Origin of the sequence: Nocardia sp. NPDC005366 (assembly GCF_040606855.1) — a bacterium.
Lineage (GTDB): Bacteria > Actinomycetota > Actinomycetes > Mycobacteriales > Mycobacteriaceae > Nocardia.
Genome location: NZ_JBEXFQ010000015.1, coordinates 130,106 through 146,519, shown reverse-complemented (window position 1 = coordinate 146,519; position 16,414 = coordinate 130,106). Strand labels below are relative to the sequence as shown.

Here is a 16,414-nt window from a genome sequence, read left to right as displayed (position 1 = left end):
CCCCTCAGCAGTCCGGCTGGAAGGGATAGCAGCCCCGAGGTGTACGGGGCGCGGATCGCTCGGTGGGTGGCGGAGGTGGGGGTGGTGGCACGGTGGTCGGTTGCGGCGGGGGTGCGGGCGGTTCGACCGTTGTCGTCGGGGTGAGCTGGTCGCCGGTCTGCCGCGGTTCGGTGGAATCGGAGCCGCCCTGCGTCACCGCCCATATTCCGCCGCCGATCAACGCGATCGCGGCGGCTGCGCCGAGCAGTACGACGCCGCCGCGGCGTCGTCGCGGCCGTGTGGCGGTATCGCGTTGCGGAACAGTGGATTCGCGTGGTCGGTCGGTGGGGAGTACGGTCGGCCGGCTGACATCGAAGGGCCGGTCCGGCGAGATCAGCGGGCGCGATTTCAGCGGTGCGCGCGGCGGGCTCGTGGGTGGTGGTGCGGTCGCGGGAGTACGCGCCGCTGGTGGTGCGGGCGGAGGCTGCGCGTGGATCGGCGCGGCGGGCGGGCTCGCGGGAATCGGTGGACCGAAATCGCGTGGCGAGACCGGTGCGGTGGGTGGGTGCGCGGGCGGCGAGGCCGCAGCCGGTGATGGCGCACTCGACGACTGCCGCGGTTCCGTCGGAAATCCTTCGGCGACGAGTTGTTCCGGAGTCACCCGGTCCGCGTACCCGAGCGCGGCGAGCAACGCATGCACTCGTTCGGCGCTCCAGCACGCCTCATGACGGGCAGCGCGTCGACGAAAGTACTGCCGTAACTGGGACAGCCCGGCAAGTTCGACGTCGCACCCTTTCGGTTGGGGCCCGCTCCACCGGAGGGTGACCGGGTATCGCGCGTGCGGCACCACGAGCACCAGTCCCGCGACGAACGCCTCGATCCCGGCTTTCTCGGCGCACGCCTTCAGGTTGAAGAAGGCGTCGCTGACCTGGTTGATCGGATTCGTGTCGCCCTTGCGCACATGCACCGGATCCTGCGGGACCCCGGACAAACTCCAACGACCGTTGGCCGAGCACGACAGCTCACCGCCTGCTCGGGGAATGATGCCTTTGACCTCTACGGCGACGCAGGTGTGCGGGGTGATCACCACGAGGTCGGTTTCCTGGGCCGTGCGCGGGTTGTTCCTCTCGGGGACATAGCAACCGGAGATCGCGATACCGGCGACCTTGTATTCGTCGGTCCACGTGCGCAGCCACCCGATGATCCGCTGCTCGGTGGGCGGGATGCCGGTTCGTTCGGCGTTGATGACGAGCATCTCCTACACCCCTCCTCGCGCGGGAGCGCCGAAAACGACGCCCCCTCAACGTTATCCCCGGGCAACAACACCCGCATCAGTGCTGGTGATTCCCGGTCCGAACGTCGATCGCCGGGCGTTTCGTACGGCGCCGGGGAGCGCTCACGAGCTCCGTCGCCACTGGTGGACAGATCATCGGGCCCCGTACAGAATCACCTGATGTGGAAACGATGTTTCAATATCCGAAACATGCTCGCTGGTGACCCGGGGTATCGGCCGCAGCGCGCCGGTCCGACATGCGGGCATGCGACCCCGTTCCGCCACGAACTGTCCGGCGCGTGAGCGCACCCATGGACTATCCCCTTTCGCTGGCCATCGAGGATTTCGCGCCGGTGCTCCTCACCACGTGCGGAGTTCTGCTGCTGCGCCGCCTCACCGGCGGCGGATGGGTGGTCGTTGCGGCCGGGCTGATCGGCACGGGCGGATTCGCCAAGGCCGCCGCGAAACTCGTCGTCGCGGCAGACGGACCCGATCTACCGTGGCTGCGCGGCATGCTCTTTCCACTGCTCACCCTCGGATTCGCCCTGCTGTATGTGGAATTGACGCGCACCGCGACCGGACGGATACCGCGCTGGCTGGTCATCCTGGCCCCCGGCCTGACCGCCGCGTGCGCCGTGGGCGCGGTACTCGCCGCCGAAACGCTGCCGATGCTGGTGAGTACCACCGTTTTCGCCACCCTCACCGGTATTCACCTCATCGGATTGGCCCGGCAGCGCGGCGATACGGTGGCCGCCGCGCTGATCGGCGTTCAACTACTGGCGTTCTTCGCGCTCGGCCCGCTGGCCTCGCGCTCGGACCAGTCTGTGGCGCTGCAGTGGGCGGAACAGGTATGCAATACCGCTGCCCAGGCGGCCTTCCTGATCGCGGCCTGGCGTCTGTCGGCCTCGCTCGGCGCCCCACCGTCGCGTCTGAGTCGAAAACTCTGCCGGAATCATCACCCGTGGGCTTCATTCGGGATCGACCAGGGTTCTACAGTCCGACCGGGGGCTGGAACTCGAGCTAGCGGTGAGCGCCGGGATCGGCGACCTCGTCCGGGATCGCCGGGTTCGGGGTGACCTCACGGCTGTCCGAGCCGAGGGTGTAGGTGATGACCACCGGACCGCCCGAGGGGCAGCAGTTGGCGTCGTTGCCGGTCAGCCAGCGATAGCGCACCTGGACAGTGAGGTCGGAGGAGCCGACCACGCTCGCCGCGCCTCGACCCCGATATCGCGGCGACAGGACACGCCGTCGGACTACCTGCCGCAACCTGCGCCGTGCACGCGACATGCGCATAGGCGAGAATCCTGGCAGCGCGACTGGGCGCTGGATTCGGAGGGATCAGCGGTGAGCGTGTGGGGAGAGGTCGTCGTCGGCCTCGTTATTCTGGTCGGACTGGTGGGGATCATCGTTCCGATCCTGCCGGGAGCGATTCTGATCTTCGGCGCGATCGGGGTGTGGGCATTCCTGACCGGCGGTGCGACCGCGTGGACGATCTTCGCCGTCAGTGCGGTATTCCTCGTGGTGTCGGCGATCGTGAAATACACGTGGCCCGGTCGCAAGATGAAGGACGCGGGTGTTTCCAATCGTGCCCTGTTCCTGGGGGCCGTCCTCGGCGTCGTCGGATTCTTCGTCATCCCGTTCGTCGGCCTGTTCGTTGGATTCGTTCTCGGTGTCTATCTTTCGGAATTGCAGCGGCTCGGGGAGAACCAACAGGCTTGGCAGGCAACCAAACACGCGCTCGAGGGCGTCGGGCTGTCCATGCTGGTCGAACTTCTCGGCGGCTTGCTGGCCTCCGGCGCGTGGGTGATCGGGCTGATCATCACGTAACCCCTATATGGGACGACCGGGGCTGAACAACTTTCGCCGAGGGCGGACGCGGCTCACCTCTCGATGGCGGGAAAGGGAATGGTGTCGTCGGAGGGCTTCGGAAGATCGTCGCGGCGCAGGGGCAGCGTGGGCTGTTCGGATTTGTGCAGTGGGATCGTCGGGTTCGGGTCGACGTCGTCGCGCCGATGCACAGGCAGTCGGTAGAACAGCCGGGCGTTGTCCTCGAGGACGGCGAACATATCGGTCCCGACGACATCGCAGATGAGGTCGACATCGGAATCGCGGAAGGGGCGGCCCGCGCGGGTGCCGGGCAGGTCGGTGCCGAACATCAGGGCCTCGGGGTTGACCGCGTGGATGCGGCGCAGGGTGTCGGCGACGTTCATCGAGACGCGGCCGAAACCCGTTGCCTTCACGCGCGCGCCGCGGTCGACGAGGTCGAGCAGATAGGGCAGGCCCTCGTCCGACATGCCGAGGTGATCGATGGAGAAGGCGGGGAGTTTGGAGATGACCGGTTGCAGTGAGGTGAGCATCTTGCCGTCGATGTAGACCTCCACGTGCCAGCCGACCAGGTCGTGGGCGCGCAGCGCCTGCAGGGTCATGGCGGTGATGTCGGCGGCGACGCGTTTGACGTTGAAGCGCAGCGCCCGCACTCCGGCGCGGTCCAATTCGATGATCTCGTCGTCGGTCGCTTCCAGGTCGAGCGCGGTCACACCGACCCAGCCCTCGCCCAGCTCCGATAGCGCCGCCTTCAGGTAGCTCTGATCGGTGCCTTGGAACGAACCGGTGACTACTGCGCCCCCGCGGACATCGAAGCGCGACATACGCTTTCGATAGTCGGCGATGGTGAAGACGTCGGGCAGGTAGCCGTCGTTCTCGGCCAGCGGGAACCGCGGGTCGAAGATGTGGACATGGGCATCGAACACCTGTACAGAATGCCTCAGTGACGGAGTTCGCGCTGTGGCGGCGGTCGCGCGCATGTGCGACCGCCGCGACGGCGACGGATCTAGACCTTGTGCGGTTCGCTCGCGCGCAGCATGTCTTCGCGCTCGACGACCTTGACGCGTTCGCGGCCTTCCGGCTCACCGAGTGCGCGCTCGTGGGCGTCGAGCCGGTACCAACCCTGCCACGTGGTGAACGGGACGCCCTTGGACTCCAGGAAATCGGTGACCGCGTCCAGTTCGGGCTGTGCGGCGGGGATGAAGCCCTCGGCGTCGTCGAGCAGGCAGGCCACGGTTTCGTTGGCGTCGCCCTTGGTGTGACCGATCAGGCCGACCGGGCCGCGCTTGATCCAGCCGGTGACGTAGGTCGCGGGCATGAAACGGGCCGCGCCGTCGGCGGCCTCGTCCTGGAGCACGCGTCCGGCCTCGTTCGGCACGGTGCCCGCCTGGTCGTCGAAGGGCAGGTTGGTGATGTTCTGCGACAGGTAGCCGACCGCGCGGTATACGGCCTGGATATCCCAGTCCTTGATGACGCCGGTGCCCTTGACGTTGCCGGTGCCGTCGAGCTGGGTGCGTTCGGTGCGCAGACCGACCACCTTGCCGTTCTCGTCGCCGACGATTTCCGCGGGCGATTCGAAGAAGTGCAGGAAGAGTTTGTGGGGGCGGGTGCCCTGGTCGCGGATGGCCCACTGTTCGAGGGTGTTGGCAACCATGTCGACCTGCTTGGAATGCCTGCGGGCGGCTTCGGAGCCTTCGTCGTAGTCGATGTCCTCGGGGTCGACGATGACCTCGATGGTCGGGGAGTGGTCGAGTTCGCGCAGTTCCAGCGGGGTGAACTTGGCCTGGGCCGGGCCGCGACGCCCGAAGACGTGGACCTCGATCGCCTTGTTGGCCTTCAGGCCCTCGTAGACGTTCGGCGGGATCTCGGTCGGAAGCAGTTCGTCACCGGTTTTGGCCAGCACGCGCGCCACGTCGAGCGCGACGTTGCCGACGCCGAGCACGGCGACCTTCTCCGCGTCGAGCGGCCAGGTGCGCGGCACGTCGGGGTGTCCGTCGTACCAGGAGACGAAATCGGCCGCGCCGTAGGAACCGTCCAGGCCGATCCCCGGGATGTCCAGCGCGCGGTCGGCGTTGGCGCCGGTGGAGAAGATGACAGCGTCGTAGAAGCGACGCAGGTCGTCGAGGGTGATATCGGTGCCGTAGTCGATATTGCCGAGCAGTCGGACCTGCTCCTTGTCGAGCACCTTGTGCAGGGCGGTGATGATGCCTTTGATCCGCGGGTGGTCGGGTGCGACGCCGTAGCGGATCAGCCCGAACGGCGCGGGCATGCGCTCGTAGAGGTCGATGCTCACATCGGCCTCGGACTTCATCAACGCGTCGGCGGCGTAGATGCCGGCCGGTCCCGCGCCGACGATCGCGATGCGGAGCGGGCGGGCCGCCTGAGCTGCACCGCTCGTTGCTGCTGCACTCTGTTCGGTCATCTCTTCCGCGCACCCTTATGGTCGAAATTAATGGCGTTTGACTTAGCTTAGGCTAAGTTCACGCGTCGTTCCGGCGCACCTCGCGGTGCGTGACGCTGGTGCTGCTGGCTCGTGACTGCACGGCCCCCAGGTCGCTACGACGGTGAGCTCTCATATGGCTATGACAGCAGGCCGCAGTCCCGCGATTCTATCGGTGGCATGTCATGGGCCCTCTCAGGGTGTCGTGAACTGAACGGATGCCACGCCTCCCGGCGATCACCGACGACCCGTGACACCAGCCTACCGAGGTCCCTTCCGTCCGTGCCTGACGCGCGCTCGCGCCGGTGCGGCCGGGTGCGGCGGGGTCGGGTGTCGGATAGCGGCGCCGACCAGGGATGATCGAGGCATGACCGAGCAGCGCCCCGACCCCGAGGACGACGAAGCGATCGTGCTCGACCAGACCGATCAGCGCACCATGGCGCCGTTCATCGCGGCCGCGGTCTTCGCGGCGGTCGTGCTCGTCGCCATCGTGGCGGGCGGGCTGCTCTCACCCGCTGAGAAAAATGTCACAGAAGCCGACCGGATAGCGGGGGCCGCGCAGAACTACGTGAGCGCGCGTAACGCCAGTGATCAGTCGCCGCCGCCCGGAGTCGCGTGCGAGGGCTTCGAGGAGGGCAAGTCGCCGCTGGCGGGTCAGTTCGCCGGTGGAAGCTCAATAGAGATACCGAAAGTCGCGGATCAGTCCGTCAACGGAGATCGGGCGAAGGCGGCCGTCACCGTGCGGGTCGACGGCCGCGAGACCACCGAGACCTGGAACTTCACCCGATCCGGCGACAAGTGGATCGTCTGCGGATGACCTGCCCGCGTGTCGCGAATCGGTGTTTGACATGTCGCCCGCTCGACGGGCAATCTCAGTTCAGGTCATGAGAACCAGCGTCAAGCCCCGGCTCGCTGGTCGGCAACCCTCCTCCGCGGTGGGGTGCTCCGGGTGACGACCTGGCCGCGCGCCGAAAACGGGTGTGGCAAGTGCGGATTCACAGGAGGTTCGACATGAGTTATGCCGGTGACATCACCCCCCAGCAGGCGTGGGAAATACTGCGGGAACATCCCGAAGCCGTTCTGGTCGACGTGCGCACCGAAGCGGAATGGCGCTTCGTCGGCGTGCCGGATACCAGTTCGATCGAGCGGCCGACCGTGCTGATCGAATGGGTCGACAGCAACGGCGCGCGGAATACCGAATTCGCCGACCAGCTGGGTAAGGCCCTGCAAGCGCGCGATCAGGAAGCGCCCGTGGTCTTCCTGTGTCGTTCCGGTCAGCGTTCGGCGCATGCGGCGAATCTCGCGACCGAACTCGGCATCGGCCCGTCCTACAACGTGCTCGACGGTTTCGAGGGCGGTCTCGACAGCACGGGCCACCGCGGCGGCGAAGGCTGGCGGGCCACCGGCCTGCCCTGGCGGCAGTCGTGATCACCGGCGGCGCCTTCGACAAGCCGCTACCCGATGATGTCGGCCCGGCCACCCTCGGGGTGCGGGGCGGCCTGCGCCGCTCCGGTTTCGAGGAGACCTCCGAGGCGCTGTACCTGACCTCCGGCTTCGTCTACGAGAGCGCGGAGGCGGCCGAGGCCGCGTTCACCGGCGACGTCGAACATTTCGTCTACTCCCGCTACGGCAATCCGACGGTCGCCATGTTCGAGGAGCGGATGCGCCTGCTCGACGGCGCGGAGGCGTGCTTCGCCACCGCGAGCGGTATGTCGGCCGTATTCACCTCGCTCGGAGCGCTGTTGAGCGCGGGCGATCGACTGGTGGCCGCGCGCAGTCTCTTCGGATCCTGTTTCGTGGTGTGCAACGAGATCCTGCCGCGCTGGGGCGTGGAAACCGTCTTCGTCGACGGTGAGGATCTGGACCAGTGGGAACAGGCGCTGTCGGTGCCGACGCAGGCGGTGTTCTTCGAGACCCCGGCCAACCCGATGCAGACCCTGGTCGATGTGCGCAAGGTCAGCGAACTCGCCCACGCGGCGGGCGCGAAGGTGGTGCTGGACAACGTTTTCGCCACCCCGCTGCTGCAGCGCGGTTTCGATCTCGGCGCCGACGTTCTCGTGTACTCCGGCACCAAACATATCGACGGCCAGGGCCGCGTGCTCGGCGGCGCCATCCTCGGCGAGCGGGACTATATCGACGGTCCGGTGAAGAACCTGATGCGCCATACCGGTCCGGCGCTGAGCCCCTTCAACGCGTGGACGCTACTGAAGGGTTTGGAGACGATGCCGCTGCGGGTGCGCCATTCCACCGAATCGGCACTGAAGCTCGCGCGCTTCCTCGAGGGCAATGATTCGGTGAGCTGGGTGCGCTACCCGTATCTGGAATCGCATCCCCAGCACGCCTTGGCGACCAGCCAGATGAGCGGCGGCGGCACGGTGGTCACGTTCGAACTCGACGCGCCGGCGGACGAGGCGAAGAAACGCGCCTTCGAAGTGCTCAACCGGTTGCGGATCGTCGATATCTCCAACAATCTCGGCGATTCCAAAACTCTGATCACCCATCCGGCCACCACGACCCACCGTGCGATGGGCCCGGAAGGCCGCGCCACCATCGGTCTGTCCGACGGTGTTGTCCGCATTTCGGTTGGCCTGGAGGATGTCGACGACCTCCTCGGGGATCTGGAGCGCGCGCTGCGCTGAAATCGCCCGGCGCAGACGAGAAGAACCCCATCCCGGCCGGGATGGGGTTCTTCGTCTATCAGCTCAGCCGAGCGCCCGCAGCCGGGGGCCGAGGTCACGTTCGAACAGTTCCAGGAACCGGCGCTGATCGTGGCCGGGGGCGTGGAAGACCAGGTGGTTCAGCCCGGCGTCCAGGTACGGCTTGATCTGGGCGACGGCCTCGTCGGGATCGCTCGCCACGATCCAGCGCTTGGCGATCTGCTCTATCGGCAGCGCGTCGGCGGCGGTTTCCATCTCGATCGGGTCGGTGATGCTGTGCTTCTGTTCGGCGGTCAGCGACAGCGGCGCCCAGAAGCGGGTGTTCTCCAGTGCCAGTTCGGGATCGGTGTCGTAGGAGATCTTGATCTCGATCATCCGGTCGATATCGTCGACGGTGCGTCCGGCCTTGCCCGCGCCCTCGGCGACGGCGGGCAGCAGTTTCTCGGTGTAGAGATCCATCCCCTTGCCCGAGGTGCAGATGAAGCCGTCGCCCGCGCGACCGGCGTAGCGGGCCACCAGGGGGCCACCCGCCGCGATGTAGACGGGAATACCGCCCTTGGGCACGTCGTAGATGGAGGCGCCGACCGTCTTGTAGTACTGGCCGTCGAAATCGGTGCGGTCGCCGGTCCACAGCGCCCGCATCAGGTCGACGGATTCGCGCAGCCGGGCGAAACGCTCCTTGAATTCCGGCCATTCGCCGGTGTAGCCGGTCGCGATCTCGTTGAGCGCCTCACCGGTGCCGACACCGAGCATGACGCGATCCGGGTACAGACAGCCCATGGTGGCGAAGGCCTGGGCGATCACCGCGGGGTTGTAGCGGAAGGTCGGGGTCAGCACCGAGGTGCCGAGTTGAATGCGCTGGGTGCGCTCACCCACCGCCGCCATCCAGGCCAGCGAGAACGGGGCATGCCCGCCTTTGTGCCGCCACGGCTGGAAATGATCGCTCACCGTCGCGCTGTCGAGTCCGTGTTGCTCGGCCAGCACCGCGATCTCCACCAGTTCACGCGGTCCGAATTGTTCCGCCGACGCCTTGTATCCGAGTTTGAGACCACTCATATGTGCGCCACTCCTTCGCTTCGCTGCCACGCATCCGGTGCGGGTATTTCCGACACCGGTTCCGGCCGCGCGCGGGTGTCCCACACAGACGCCGCGTGCGGCGGTACGGCCGTACTCGACCATAGCCAGCCCGCTCGGCGACTGTGTGCAGGGGCGCGCTCGGCGGCCCGCGCGGCGTCGCCCGGCGTCGGCCGAATCGGGTAGCCGATAATTGACCGGTGACCGCAGACGACGAGCCGATCCTGTCCTACCTCACCGATATGGACGGGGTGCTGGTCCACGAGGATCATCTCGTTCCCGGAGCCGACGATTTCCTCGCCGAATTGCGGGCAAAGGAGATCCCGTTCCTGGTGCTGACCAACAACTCGATACGCACCCCGCGTGATCTGCAGGCCCGGCTGCGCCACAGCGGCCTGGACATCCCGGAGGAGGCGATCTGGACCTCGGCGCTCGCCACCGCGACCTTCCTCGACGATCAGCGCCCCAACGGCACCGCGTACGTGGTCGGTGAGTCCGGCCTCACCACCGCACTGCACGAAATCGGTTATGTGCTGACCGATAGCGATCCCGATTACGTGGTGCTCGGCGAAACCCGCACCTATTCCTTCGAGGCCATCACCACCGCCATCCGGCTCGTGGAACGCGGTGCGCGCTTCATCGCGACCAATCCCGACGCGACCGGACCCTCGCGCGACGGGCTGCTGCCCGCGACCGGTTCGGTCGCCGCGCTCATCACCCGCGCGACCGGCAAGGAGCCGTACTACGTCGGCAAACCGAATCCGCTGATGATGCGGTCGGCGCTACGGCGCATCGGCGCGCATTCGCAATCCGCCGTGATGATCGGGGACAGGATGGATACCGATATCGTCTCCGGCCTGGAAGCGGGGATGCGCACGATCCTGGTGACCACCGGTATCTCGACGCGGATATCGGTCGAGCAGTATCCCTACCGGCCGACGGCGGTGATCGATTCCGTCGCCGATCTCGTCGGGCGGACGTCGCGGCCGTTCGGCGACTGAGCGACGCGGAAAGGAACGGGACGCGGCGTTCAAGGGCGGCGTTCAAGAGCGGCGCTGAAAGGGCGGCGCTGAAAGGGCGGCGCTGAAAGGGGCGGCGCTGAAAGGGGCGGCGTCGAAAAGGGGCGGCGTTGAAAGTTCAGTGGCCGCCCTCGATCTCTGTCAGATACGCGATATTCGCCCGGTCGTCCGATTCCGTACTCGGCCGACCGGCGAACCACGCGTCCAGGATCTCGGTGAGTTCGGCGACCGATGTGCTCCGCAGGCTCAGCGCGAGCACATTCGCGTCGTTCCAGGTGCGGGCACCGGCCGCCGTCGTGGCATCCGCGCACAGCGCCGCCCGGATTCCCGGCACCTTGTTGGCGGCGATCGACGCACCGGTTCCGGTCCAGCAGCACACGATGCCCTGATCGGCTCGCCCCTCCGCTACGTCACGCGCGACGGCCTCGCTCGCCCACGCCCAGTCATCACGTTCGCTCTCCGACAGCGCGCCGTGCACCACGGTGTCGAACCCCCTGCGCGCGAGTTCGCCGACCACCTCCTCGGCGATCCCGGTTCGCTCGTCGGCAGCAACAGATATCCGCATGCGCCAAGGGTAATGAGCGGCAGGGGATTCGACGGTGCGTACGCGCATGTGGATGCGGTCGGTGCCACGCGCTCGCGCGGATGATGTCACCCGCTGGGCGGGGCAGTGCTGCGGTCATGGACGGTCTGTGATCGCGTCGAGGGCGGCCGACAACCGGGTCAGTACCGCGACGGTTTCGGCGAACTGTCGCTGGCCGAGTTCGGCGGCGAGCCGGTCGGCCATCACCGCGTGCCCCGGATCGATGCGTCCGATCGCGGCGCGTCCGCGCTCGGTCACCGCGACCAATTTTGCCCGTCGGTGCGCGGGGTTGGGCCGGTATTCGGCCAGGCCCTTGTCCACAAGGAGGTCCGCGATGCGTTGCACGCTCTGGCGGGTGATGCCCATGGCGCGGGCGATGCCCGCGACCGGCAGTGGTTCGCGCAGGATAGCGCCGAGTACCTGCCACCATGCCGCCGTCAGCCCGGCGGGGGCGGCCAATTCCTCGGCGATGGCGAGGAATTGGCCGTTCAGCCGGAACGAGGTGATCGCGGCGGTGCTGAAGAGTTGTTGATCGCCGGACTCAGGCATGTCGGCATTCGACGGGGGAGTGCGTCTCACTCACTTCTGCTCTGCCGATCTCGCGCGTTCGTACTCGTCCAGCACCACGTAGGCCGCCGGATCGTTGTCCGCGTACAGCCGGTACCACGCCTGCAGGATATGCGGCTCGTAGACCCCGAGACAGCGGAGGATCTCGCGCGCGAAGGCGAACGGCGCGGTTCCGGACGCCGTGATGACATTGTCGTCGGTCACCGCGAGTTCGGTGACGTACCGCTCGGCGCCCGCGTAACCGCTGTAGTCGAGGAATACGGCCGCATTACTGGTGTGCCGCCTGTTGTCGAGCAGGCCCGCGCGTGCGAGGCCGAAGGTCGCACCGCAGATGCCAGCGACCGGCACGCCCGCCGCCACGAATTCTCGCGCCTTCGCCTCCAGGTCGGCGAGTTCGCCGCTGATCCACTGGTTCGCGCCGGGCAGGATCAGCATCGCGCTCTGCTGCGGCGTCAGTTCCTCGAGCGCCAGATCCGGCACGATCCGCATCCCACCCATGGTGGTGATCGGATCCCGGGTGCGTCCCACCGTTTTCACTTCGTACGCGCCGGGCGTCACCTGCCACTCCCGTTTGTTGATATGCGCGGTAGCCGCACCGGCCTCCCAATCGGCCAGGGTGTCGTAAACCGCCATATGTACCGTCTTCGGAGTCATGACAGCATGCTGTCATTCTTGACAGGATGCTGTCAATGGCGGCAGCGGACGGGGGTCGGGCGCGGGTGAGGGCGACCATGCGCGGATCGCAATCGATGCGGTCGCGGTCGCGGAACAGGCGTCGGCGATCTCGACGAATCGGGACGCTATAGCGAATTGCCATGACCGTTCGGGTCGGTACGTGATTCTTCGTATAGTTGCCGGGTTCCGGCGGCCACCGGCCGTTACCGCTCATTAAGCTCGGCGATATGGCCGACTCAGCTCCGTCCACCGTGTTCATCGCCTCGCCGGAAGGCGACACCGGAAAGTCGACCGTCGCGCTCGGCGTACTCCAGATGCTGTGCGCGAGCACCGCCAGGGTCGGGGTGTTCCGCCCCATCACCCGCTCGACCACCGAGCCGGATTACATCCTGGAACTGCTGCTCGAGCACAGTACGGCCGATATCGACTACGCCCAGGCCGTCGGCGTCACCTACGAGCAGGTGCACGCCGATCCGGATGCCGCGATCAGCGAAATCGTGATGCGTTTCCACGAGGTCGCGAAAGTCTGCGACGCGGTGGTCGTGGTCGGCAGCGATTACACCGATGTCGCCAGCCCGAGCGAACTACGCTTCAACGCGCGGATCGCGGTGAATCTCGGCGCACCGATATTGCTGGTCGTCCGCGGCGCGGACCGCACCCCCGACGAGGTGAGACATCTCGTCGACCTGTGCGTCTCCGAACTCGAACAGGAGCACGCGCAGCTGGTCGCGATCATCGCCAACCGCTGCCCGCCCGACGAACTCGCCGAAGTTCGTTCGGCCCTGGGCAATTTCGACGTGCCGTCCTGGACGGTGCCGGAAGTTCCCCTGCTGATCGCGCCGACCATGGCCGAACTGTGCGCCGCCGTCGACGGTGAAATGTACAGCGGCGATCCGGAACTGCTGCACCGGGAAGCGCTGAAGATCATGGTCGGCGGCATGACGGCCGAACATATCCTGGAACGTCTCACCGACGGTGTCGTGGTGATCGCGCCGGGTGATCGCTCCGATGTGCTGCTCAGTGTCGTGAACGCGCACGAGGCGGCAGGTTTCCCCTCGCTGGCCGGCATCATCATGAACGGCGGCATGCTGCCACATCCCGCCGTCGCGCGATTGATGGACGGCCTCAAACCCCGACTACCCATTCTGCGCACGGAATTGGGCACCTACGACACCGCCAGCGCCGCTTACCGCACCCGAGGCCGGATGTCGGCGGGCAATCCGCGCAAGGTCAATACCGCGCTCGCGCTGATGGAACAGCATGTGGACGCGGTGGAGTTGCTGCGCCGCGTCGAAGTTCCCCGCACGAATATCGTCACCCCGCAGATGTTCGAGTACCAGCTGATCGAGTGGGCGCGCGACGATCGCAAACGCATCGTGTTGCCCGAGGGTGACGACGATCGCATCCTGCGCGCGGCGGGCCGGGTACTGCAACGCAAGATCGCCGATCTGGTGATCCTCGGCGATGAGACCAGCGTGCGGGCAAGGGCCGCCGAACTCGGCGTCGACATCACCGACGCCCAGGTACTGAATCCGCTGACATCCGGCTACCTCGACGAATTCGCCGCCGAATACACCGAATTGCGCAAACACAAGGGCATGATCATGGAGCGGGCCCGCGAAATCGTCGTCGACATCTCGTATTTCGGCACCATGATGGTCCACAGGGGGATCGCCGACGGCATGGTCTCCGGCGCGGCGCACACCACCGCGCACACCATCCGGCCCTCCTTCGAGATCATCAAAACCGTGCCCGGCGTCTCCACCGTGTCCAGTGTTTTCCTCATGTGTCTGGCTGATCGGGTACTCGCCTACGGTGACTGCGCCGTCGTCCCCGATCCGACCTCCGAGCAGCTCGCCGATATCGCGATCTCCTCGGCGCAGACCGCAGCGCGTTTCGGCATCGAACCGCGAATCGCCATGCTGTCGTATTCGACGGGTGAATCCGGAAGCGGCGCCGATGTGGACAAGGTGCGGGTGGCGACGAAACTGGTCCGCGAGCGCGCCCCGGAACTGTTGGTGGAGGGGCCGATCCAATACGACGCGGCCATCGAACCAACGGTGGCCACCACAAAAATGCCCGATTCGGCGGTCGCCGGGCGCGCGACGGTATTCGTCTTCCCGGATCTCAATACCGGCAACAACACCTACAAGGCCGTGCAGCGCAGTGCGGGCGCCATCGCGATCGGCCCGGTATTGCAGGGTTTGAACAAACCTGTCAACGATCTGTCGCGTGGTGCGCTGGTCGCCGACATCGTCAATACCGTGGCGATCACCGCGATTCAGGCGCAGGGCGAGTGAGCGGCGCGGTGAGGAGTGGCAACGCGGTGAGTGGCAATGCGGTGAGTGGCAACGCGGTGACTGGCGATGCGGTGGGAGGCACGATGAGCGAACACACCGACGACCTGGTGCTGGTCATCAATTCCGGTTCGTCATCGATCAAATACCAGCTGCTCGACCCGGAATCGGGCACGGTCGCGGCCTCCGGCCTGGTCGAGCGGATCGGCGAGGAGCGCGGCTCGATCGAGCACCGGGTGGACGGACGGACCGCCGAGCACGAGGGCCCGATCCCCGATCATAAGGCGGGTCTGCGACTCGTCTTCGATATGTTCGCCGAGACCGGGCACGATCTGGCCGGTGCGGGGGTGCGCGCGGTCGGCCACCGGGTCGTGCACGGCGGCGAGATCTTCTACGAGCCGACGCTGATCACCGACGAGGTGGTGGCCGCTATCGCCGCGTTGTCCACCCTCGCCCCGCTGCACAATCCGGCCAATGTGACCGGAATCCAGTGCACACGGGAGCTGCTGCCCGGCGTGCCGCAGGTGGCCGTCTTCGATACCGCGTTCTTCCACGGCCTGCCCGCCGCCGCGAAAACCTACGCCATCGACGCGGAAGTGGCCGCGGCGCACGGCATCAGGAAATACGGCTTCCACGGTACTTCGCACGAATACGTGGCGGGGCAGGTCGCCGAGTTCCTGGATCGCGCTCCCGAGCAGACGAACCAGATCATCTTCCACCTCGGCAACGGCGCGTCCGCCTCGGCGATCCGCGGTGGGCGTCCGGTCGACACCACCATGGGACTCACCCCGCTCGAGGGGCTGGTGATGGGTACTCGCGGCGGCGATCTGGATCCAGGCATTCTCCTGCATCTGATGCGCTCGGCCGGTCTCGACGCCGACGCGATCGATGCGTTGCTCAACCGGAATGCGGGAATCAAGGGACTTTCCGGCGTCAACGATTTCCGCGAGTTACGACAGCTGATCGACGCGGGTGTGGAGTCGGCCCGCCTCGCCCACGCGGTCTATATCCACCGGCTGCGCCGCTATCTCGGCGCGTACCTGGTGGAACTGGGTCGCGTCGACGCCATCACCTTCACCGCGGGTGTCGGGGAGAACAGCGACGCCGTTCGCGCCGACGCGCTCGCCGATCTGGAGATGTTCGGCATCGCCGTCGATCCGGCCCGCAATACCGCGAAAGCGCGTGGGGCCCGATACATCTCACCCGTCGGTGCGAAGATCCCGGTGCTCGTCGTACCGACCAACGAGGAACTGGCGATCGCCCGCGCCGCGCATCAGGTGGTGGTCGCCGGTTCAGAGCGCGGGTGAGGAGGCCTGCGCCCAGAAACGTTTCGGTATGCGTCCGGCATGACGGGCCAGGTAACCCGCGCGGACCGCGGCTGCCATGGCGGCGGCCATCATCGCGGGTTGTTTGGCCCTGGTCACCGCGGTAGCGAGGAGGACAGCCGAGCAGCCGAGTTCCATGGCGAGGGCTGCGTCGCTCGCGGTGCCGATACCGGCGTCGAGGATGACGGGCACGCCCGCGGCGGCAACGATCATCTCGATATTGTGCGGATTGCCGATGCCGAGACCGGTGCCGATGGGAGCGCCGAGCGGCATGACCGCGACGCATCCCGCGTCCTCAAGGCGTCGGGCCAGCACCGGGTCGTCGGTGGTGTAGGGCAGGACCTTGAAATCGTCGTCGACGAGTTGTTCCGCGGCGCCGAGCAATTCGATGGGGTCGGGAAGCAGGGTGCGCTCGTCGGCGATGACTTCGAGTTTGACCCACTCGGTATCGAGCGCCTCGCGCGCCAGGCGCGCGGTCAGCACCGCCTCGGCGGCCGTGCGACAGCCCGCGGTATTGGGCAGCGGCATGATGTCCAACCGCTTCAGCAGGTCGAGCACGCCGGTGCCGCCCGCGGCGTCGACCCGGCGCATGGCGACGGTGGTGAGTTCGGTGCCGGAGGCCAGCAGCGCCTCCTCCAGCACGTGCAGTGATTCCGCGCCGCCGGTGCCCATGATGAGCCGGGAACCGAAATCCCGGTCGG

At 66.8% G+C, this 16,414-nt stretch carries 17 protein-coding genes and 1 riboswitch; of the genes, 8 read left to right on the top strand and 9 right to left on the bottom strand.

The genetic code is table 11. From position 1 onward, the window contains the following. Window positions 1-4 precede the first annotated feature (4 nt). Entirely contained in the window at window positions 5-1,234 is a 1,230-nt protein-coding gene (locus ABZS43_RS19105) for a nuclease-related domain-containing protein (RefSeq protein WP_355037241.1), read from the bottom strand. Between the two features lie 317 nt (window positions 1,235-1,551). Here ABZS43_RS19105 and ABZS43_RS19100 point away from each other — a divergent pair, with 317 nt between their 5' ends. Next, a complete protein-coding gene (locus ABZS43_RS19100; protein WP_355037240.1) occupies window positions 1,552-2,328 on the top strand; it encodes a hypothetical protein in 777 nt (258 codons plus the stop codon). Here the strand turns inward: ABZS43_RS19100 and ABZS43_RS19095 are convergent. After that, the gene (locus ABZS43_RS19095; RefSeq protein ID WP_355037239.1) at window positions 2,273-2,455 is read right to left on the bottom strand and encodes an LppP/LprE family lipoprotein; all 183 of its coding nucleotides are present in this window, start codon (window positions 2,453-2,455) and stop codon (window positions 2,273-2,275) included. The genes ABZS43_RS19100 and ABZS43_RS19095 overlap by 56 nt on opposite strands. 141 nt (window positions 2,456-2,596) lie before the next feature. On the opposite strand from ABZS43_RS19095, the gene ABZS43_RS19090 reads away from it, so the two are divergent. After that, window positions 2,597-3,079: a DUF456 domain-containing protein gene (locus ABZS43_RS19090; RefSeq protein ID WP_355037238.1), complete on the top strand. Its 483-nt coding sequence runs from the start codon at window positions 2,597-2,599 to the stop codon at window positions 3,077-3,079. A gap of 53 nt (window positions 3,080-3,132) precedes the next feature. Here ABZS43_RS19090 and ABZS43_RS19085 read toward each other — a convergent pair whose 3' ends face one another. Together ABZS43_RS19085 and ABZS43_RS19080 are read right to left on the bottom strand one after the other, a co-directional pair. After that, window positions 3,133-4,002 carry an amidohydrolase family protein gene (locus ABZS43_RS19085; RefSeq protein ID WP_355037237.1) on the bottom strand — a complete coding sequence of 290 codons (870 nt, stop codon included), beginning with the start codon at window positions 4,000-4,002 and terminating at the stop codon, window positions 3,133-3,135. An 80-nt stretch (window positions 4,003-4,082) separates the two neighbouring features. Beyond that, window positions 4,083-5,498, bottom strand: a complete 1,416-nt coding sequence (locus ABZS43_RS19080) for an FAD-dependent oxidoreductase (RefSeq protein WP_355037236.1) — start codon at window positions 5,496-5,498, stop codon at window positions 4,083-4,085. A 385-nt stretch (window positions 5,499-5,883) separates the two neighbouring features. On the opposite strand from ABZS43_RS19080, the gene ABZS43_RS19075 reads away from it, so the two are divergent. The 3 genes from ABZS43_RS19075 to ABZS43_RS19065 all read left to right on the top strand — a co-directional run bounded on the left by ABZS43_RS19075 (window position 5,884) and on the right by ABZS43_RS19065 (window position 8,155). Continuing rightward, on the top strand, window positions 5,884-6,333 hold the full coding sequence (locus ABZS43_RS19075) for a hypothetical protein (protein WP_355037235.1): 450 nt from the start codon (window positions 5,884-5,886) through the stop codon (window positions 6,331-6,333). A 63-nt stretch (window positions 6,334-6,396) separates the two neighbouring features. Further along, a riboswitch (SAM riboswitch) is annotated at window positions 6,397-6,512 on the top strand. A gap of 15 nt (window positions 6,513-6,527) precedes the next feature. Further along, the gene (locus tag ABZS43_RS19070) at window positions 6,528-6,944 is read left to right on the top strand and encodes a rhodanese-like domain-containing protein (protein WP_355037234.1); all 417 of its coding nucleotides are present in this window, start codon (window positions 6,528-6,530) and stop codon (window positions 6,942-6,944) included. After that, window positions 6,941-8,155, top strand: coding sequence for an O-succinylhomoserine sulfhydrylase (locus ABZS43_RS19065; RefSeq protein WP_355037233.1), 1,215 nt, complete (start codon window positions 6,941-6,943; stop codon window positions 8,153-8,155). The genes ABZS43_RS19070 and ABZS43_RS19065 overlap by 4 nt, the downstream gene beginning before the upstream one ends. Before the next feature lie 63 nt (window positions 8,156-8,218). Here the strand turns inward: ABZS43_RS19065 and fgd are convergent, their stop codons facing one another. After that, on the bottom strand, window positions 8,219-9,229 hold the full coding sequence (gene fgd, locus ABZS43_RS19060) for a glucose-6-phosphate dehydrogenase (coenzyme-F420) (protein ID WP_355037232.1): 1,011 nt from the start codon (window positions 9,227-9,229) through the stop codon (window positions 8,219-8,221). A gap of 218 nt (window positions 9,230-9,447) precedes the next feature. Between fgd and ABZS43_RS19055 the strand changes: the two genes are divergently transcribed. After that, window positions 9,448-10,248: an HAD-IIA family hydrolase gene (locus tag ABZS43_RS19055; protein ID WP_355037231.1), complete on the top strand. Its 801-nt coding sequence runs from the start codon at window positions 9,448-9,450 to the stop codon at window positions 10,246-10,248. 136 nt (window positions 10,249-10,384) lie between these two features. Here ABZS43_RS19055 and ABZS43_RS19050 read toward each other — a convergent pair whose 3' ends face one another. The 3 genes from ABZS43_RS19050 to ABZS43_RS19040 form a co-directional block, all read right to left on the bottom strand. Then, window positions 10,385-10,831 (bottom strand): RpiB/LacA/LacB family sugar-phosphate isomerase, encoded by a 447-nt coding sequence (locus ABZS43_RS19050; protein ID WP_355037230.1) that lies wholly within the window; start codon window positions 10,829-10,831, stop codon window positions 10,385-10,387. Window positions 10,832-10,945: 114 nt separating this feature from the next. Then, a complete protein-coding gene (locus ABZS43_RS19045; protein WP_355037229.1) occupies window positions 10,946-11,398 on the bottom strand; it encodes a MarR family transcriptional regulator in 453 nt (150 codons plus the stop codon). A gap of 30 nt (window positions 11,399-11,428) precedes the next feature. Then, complete coding sequence (locus ABZS43_RS19040) at window positions 11,429-12,070, bottom strand: type 1 glutamine amidotransferase family protein (RefSeq protein ID WP_355037228.1); 642 nt, start codon at window positions 12,068-12,070, stop codon at window positions 11,429-11,431. Between the two features lie 248 nt (window positions 12,071-12,318). Here ABZS43_RS19040 and pta point away from each other — a divergent pair, with 248 nt between their 5' ends. Both pta and ABZS43_RS19030 read left to right on the top strand, forming a co-directional pair. Continuing rightward, window positions 12,319-14,391, top strand: a complete 2,073-nt coding sequence (pta, locus tag ABZS43_RS19035) for a phosphate acetyltransferase (RefSeq protein ID WP_355037227.1) — start codon at window positions 12,319-12,321, stop codon at window positions 14,389-14,391. Between the two features lie 83 nt (window positions 14,392-14,474). Then, a complete protein-coding gene (locus ABZS43_RS19030) occupies window positions 14,475-15,695 on the top strand; it encodes an acetate kinase (RefSeq protein WP_355037226.1) in 1,221 nt (406 codons plus the stop codon). On the opposite strand, the gene ABZS43_RS19025 is transcribed toward ABZS43_RS19030, so the two are convergent. Further along, window positions 15,681-16,385 carry a thiazole synthase gene (locus ABZS43_RS19025; RefSeq protein ID WP_355037276.1) on the bottom strand — a complete coding sequence of 235 codons (705 nt, stop codon included), beginning with the start codon at window positions 16,383-16,385 and terminating at the stop codon, window positions 15,681-15,683. The two genes, ABZS43_RS19030 and ABZS43_RS19025, sit on opposite strands and share 15 nt — an antisense overlap. Between the last annotated feature and the right edge of the window lie 29 nt (window positions 16,386-16,414).